Genomic DNA, 5,377 nt, shown 5'->3' on the forward strand with positions numbered 1-5,377 from the left:
TGCGGAAGGATCCGCCGCTGTCGCGCTCACGCTCTCATGGGGATGGGACGTAACAAGGTTTGGTGATGTCTCGATGTGTCATCGAGGAAAGTTGTTCGAGAATTCCACACAGGGATGTGCGGGCTCTCGCGCAAGGATGCGCATGAAGCAACTTGAGGTTATATGATCAAGCCGCACGGATCATTAGTACTGGTTAGCTCAACGCATTGCTGCGCTTCCACACCCAGCCTATCAACCAGGTAGTCTTCCTGGTTCCTTCAGGGGAGTCGAGCTCCCGGGAGATCTCATCTTGAGGCGCGCTTCCCGCTTAGATGCTTTCAGCGGTTATCGCTTCCGAACGTAGCTACCCGGCAATGCCACTGGCGTGACAACCGGAACACCAGAGGTTCGTCCACTCCGGTCCTCTCGTACTAGGAGCAGCCCCTCTCAAATCTCCAACGCCCACGACAGATAGGGACCGAACTGTCTCACGACGTTCTGAACCCAGCTCGCGTACCACTTTAAATGGCGAACAGCCATACCCTTGGGACCGACTACAGCCCCAGGATGTGATGAGCCGACATCGAGGTGCCAAACACCGCCGTCGATATGAACTCTTGGGCGGTATCAGCCTGTTATCCCCGGAGTACCTTTTATCCGTTGAGCGATGGCCCTTCCATACAGAACCACCGGATCACTAAGTCCTACTTTCGTACCTGCTTGATCCGTCGATCTCGCAGTCAAGCACGCTTATGCCTTTGCACACAGTGCGCGATGTCCGACCGCGCTGAGCGTACCTTCGAGCTCCTCCGTTACTCTTTGGGAGGAGACCGCCCCAGTCAAACTACCCACCATACACGGTCCCTGGCCCGGATCACGGGTCGAGGTTAGAACGTCAAGCACATCAGGGTGGTATTTCAAGGTTGGCTCCATGCAAACTGGCGTCTGCACTTCAAAGCCTCCCACCTATCCTACACAGATGAACTCAACGTTCAGTGTAAAGCTATAGTAAAGGTTCACGGGGTCTTTCCGTCTTGCCGCGGGAACGCTGCATCTTCACAGCGATTTCAATTTCACTGAGTCTCGGGTGGAGACAGCGCCGCCATCATTACGCCATTCGTGCAGGTCGGAACTTACCCGACAAGGAATTTCGCTACCTTAGGACCGTTATAGTTACGGCCGCCGTTTACCGGGGCTTCGATCAAGAGCTTCACCTTGCGGCTGACCCCATCAATTAACCTTCCGGCACCGGGCAGGCGTCACACCCTATACGTCCACTTTCGTGTTTGCAGAGTGCTGTGTTTTTGATAAACAGTTGCAGCGGCCTGGTCACTGCGACCCCTCCCAGCTTGTGCTCGCACGAGCCACCAGAAAGGGTGCACCTTCTCCCGAAGTTACGGTGCCATGTTGCCTAGTTCCTTCACCCGAGTTCTCTCAAGCGCCTGAGGATTCTCACCCTGCCTACCTGTGTCGGTTTACGGTACGGTCTGCGTGACCTGAAGCTTAGAAGATTTTCCTGGAAGCATGGGATCAGTGACTTCGTCCATAAGGACTGGTCTCGGTGCTCGGTGTTAAGAGGGCCCGGATTTGCCTGAGCTCTCCACCTACCGCCTTTCCCCGGGACTACCAACGCCCGGTACACCTACCCTTCTCCGTCTCTCCATCGCAGTCACGCGAGGTGCGGGAATATTAACCCGCTTCCCATCGACTACGGCTTTCGCCCTCGCCTTAGGGGCCGACTCACCCTGCGCCGATGAACGTTGCGCTAGGAAACCTTGGGCTTTCGGCGTGGGGGCTTTTCACCCCCATTATCGTTACTCATGTCAGCATTCGCACTTCCGATACCTCCAGCAAGCCTCTCGACTCACCTTCGCAGGCGTACGGAACGCTCCTCTACCGCTCACACCTAAGTGTGAACCCCAAGCTTCGGTATACTGCTTAGCCCCGTTAAATCTTCCGCGCAGGCCGATTCGACCAGTGAGCTATTACGCTTTCTTTAAAGGATGGCTGCTTCTAAGCCAACCTCCTGGCTGTCTATACCTTCCCACATCGTTTCCCACTGAGCAGTAATTTTGGGACCTTAGCTGTAGGTCTGGGTTGTTTCCCTTTTCACGACGGACGTTAGCACCCGCCGTGTGTCTCCCGTGCTGACACTTGCCGGTATTCGGAGTTTGCCATGGTTTACTAAGTCTCGATGACCCGCTAGCCATAACAGTGCTCTACCCCCGGCAGTGATACACGAGGCGCTACCTAAATAGCTTTCGAGGAGAACCAGCTATCTCCGAGTTTGATTAGCCTTTCACTCCTATCCACAACTCATCCCCGAACTTTTCAACGGTCGTGGGTTCGGTCCTCCAGTGCGTGTTACCGCACCTTCAACCTGGCCATGGATAGATCACTCGGTTTCGGGTCTACACCACGCGACTATTCGCCCTATTCAGACTCGGTTTCCCTTCGCCTCCCCTATACGGTTAAGCTCGCCACGTAATGTAAGTCGCTGACCCATTATACAAAAGGTACGCGGTCACCCCACGAAGGGGCTCCCACTGCTTGTACGCATACGGTTTCAGGGTCTATTTCACTCCCCTCTCCGGGGTTCTTTTCGCCTTTCCCTCACGGTACTGGTTCACTATCGGTCGGTCAGTAGTATTTAGCCTTGGAGGATGGTCCCCCCATGTTCAGACAGGGTTTCTCGTGCCCCGCCCTACTCAATTTCATCGAATGTGCCCTTTCGCCTACAGGGCTATCACCTGCTGTGGCCGGACTTTCCAGACCGTTCGGCTAAAACACAATCGACTTTTGGGCTGTTCCCCGTTCGCTCGTCACTACTCAGGGAATCTCGGTTGATTTCTTTTCCTCCGGGTACTTAGATATTTCAGTTCCCCGGGTTCGCCTCGTACACCTATGTATTCAGTGCACGATACCCTTGCGGGTGGGTTTCCCCATTCGGACATTGCGGGATCAATGCTTGTTGCCAGCTCCCCCACACTTTTCGCAGGCTGCCACGTCCTTCATCGCCTCTGACCGCCAAGGCATCCGCCGTATGCGCTTAGTCGCTTGATCATATAACCCCAAGTTGCCTCAGGACTGATCGCACGACAAATTGCTTCGCTTACTCGCCTCAACGACACATTCAAGACATTCGTCTCAAACGCTTGTTACGTCCCATGTTTTCAAAGAACCCGGCACGACTTCAACACCGTGCCGCTTCAATTCTTGCGTGTGCGCTACATACTAGACCGCCATCGGTATGGTGGGTCTGGGAGGACTCGAACCACCGGCCTCACCCTTATCAGGGGTGCGCTCTAACCACCTGAGCTACAGACCCAATGTGTCATCGCTCCCCCGACTCCCGGGGATCACAGCCTGGTGGAGCCTGTCGGGATCGAACCGACGACCCCCTGCTTGCAAAGCAGGTGCTCTCCCAGCTGAGCTAAGGCCCCGTCTCTTCTTCCAGACCAGACACCCTCGCCCGGACTTTCGACAAGACCGGCAACCCGCGCCGTCCGGCGCCGAGTGCCCGTTTCTAGTATGCAGGTAACTTGTGTGGACGCCCGACAATGTCGATCGTCTTGCTCTAAAGGAGGTGATCCAGCCGCACCTTCCGGTACGGCTACCTTGTTACGACTTCACCCCAGTCATTGACCACTCCGTGGCAAGCGTCCCCCTTGCGGTTAGACTACCTGCTTCTGGAGCAACCAACTCCCATGGTGTGACGGGCGGTGTGTACAAGGCCCGGGAACGTATTCACCGCAGCAATGCTGATCTGCGATTACTAGCGATTCCGACTTCATGCAGTCGAGTTGCAGACTGCAATCCGGACTGGGATCGGGTTTCTGGGATTGGCTCCACCTCGCGGTCTCGCTGCCCTCTGTCCCGACCATTGTAGTACGTGTGTAGCCCTGGCCGTAAGGGCCATGATGACTTGACGTCATCCCCACCTTCCTCCGGTTTGTCACCGGCAGTCTCCCTAGAGTTCCCACCATTACGTGCTGGCAACTAAGGACAAGGGTTGCGCTCGTTGCGGGACTTAACCCAACATCTCACGACACGAGCTGACGACAGCCATGCAGCACCTGTGTTCGCATTCCCGAAGGCACTCCCGCATCTCTGCAGGATTCGCGACATGTCAAGGCCAGGTAAGGTTCTTCGCGTTGCATCGAATTAAACCACATACTCCACCGCTTGTGCGGGCCCCCGTCAATTCCTTTGAGTTTCAGTCTTGCGACCGTACTCCCCAGGCGGCGAACTTAACGCGTTAGCTTCGACACTGATCTCCAAGTTGAGACCAACATCCAGTTCGCATCGTTTAGGGCGTGGACTACCAGGGTATCTAATCCTGTTTGCTCCCCACGCTTTCGTGCCTCAGTGTCAGTGCTGGTCCAGATGGCCGCCTTCGCCACGGATGTTCCTCCCGATCTCTACGCATTTCACCGCTACACCGGGAATTCCGCCATCCTCTACCGCACTCCAGTCGCCCAGTTTCCATCGCCATTCCCAGGTTGAGCCCAGGGCTTTCACGACAGACTTGAACAACCACCTACGCACGCTTTACGCCCAGTAATTCCGATTAACGCTTGCACCCTTCGTATTACCGCGGCTGCTGGCACGAAGTTAGCCGGTGCTTATTCTTACGGTACCGTCATCCACCCAGGGTATTAACCCGGATGATTTCTTCCCGTACAAAAGGGCTTTACAACCCGAAGGCCTTCTTCACCCACGCGGCATTGCTGGATCAGGCTTGCGCCCATTGTCCAATATTCCCCACTGCTGCCTCCCGTAGGAGTCTGGGCCGTGTCTCAGTCCCAGTGTGGCTGATCATCCTCTCAGACCAGCTACGGATCGTCGCCTTGGTGGGCCTTTACCCCGCCAACTAGCTAATCCGACATAGGCTCATCCAATCGCGCCAGGCCCGAAGGTCCCCGGCTTTCACGTCACCGTCGTATGCGGTATTAGTCCGGGTTTCCCCGGGTTATCCCCCACGACTGGGCAGATTCCTATGTATTCCTCACCCGTCCGCCACTCGCCGCCAGGCCGAAGCCCGCGCTGCCGTTCGACTTGCATGTGTTAGGCATGCCGCCAGCGTTCAATCTGAGCCAGGATCAAACTCTTCACTTGAAGTTTTCGAAGCCGAAGCTTCTATCTCTTGAGCGAGCGTTCAACCCTAAGCGTTCATTGCTGACTCTTAGGTTTTGTTTGACGCTTGCATATGGACTCTCATCCACTGCCAGGCGTCCGCACAAGTTACCTGCGCACACTGTCAAAGATCGCGAAGCCTGCCTTCCGGCTCCAGCTTCTTCCCGGCGAGGCGTTTCGCCTCAGGGAGCCGCTCATCTTACACCAGTTTCCGGAACCGTCAACACCTGCGCTCCGACCCCCGGCGCGTCCGTTTCGCTGC

2 tRNA genes and 2 rRNA genes are annotated in these 5,377 nt (G+C 56.0%); all 4 read right to left on the minus strand.

The features are described from left to right. Positions 1-162: 162 nt before the first annotated feature. A 23S ribosomal RNA gene (locus tag WB794_RS13280) occupies positions 163-3,042 on the minus strand. A 188-nt stretch (positions 3,043-3,230) separates the two neighbouring features. Next, positions 3,231-3,307, minus strand: a tRNA-Ile gene (locus WB794_RS13285). Positions 3,308-3,346: 39 nt separating this feature from the next. Then, positions 3,347-3,422: transfer RNA gene (locus tag WB794_RS13290), tRNA-Ala, on the minus strand. A 136-nt stretch (positions 3,423-3,558) separates the two neighbouring features. Next, a 16S ribosomal RNA gene (locus tag WB794_RS13295) occupies positions 3,559-5,097 on the minus strand. Together the 16S and 23S rRNA genes with 2 tRNA genes alongside form the textbook arrangement of a ribosomal RNA operon. Positions 5,098-5,377 lie beyond the last annotated feature (280 nt).

It is taken from the genome of Denitratimonas tolerans, assembly GCF_037203605.1.
In the GTDB taxonomy this organism is placed as follows: domain Bacteria; phylum Pseudomonadota; class Gammaproteobacteria; order Xanthomonadales; family Xanthomonadaceae; genus Denitratimonas; species Denitratimonas tolerans.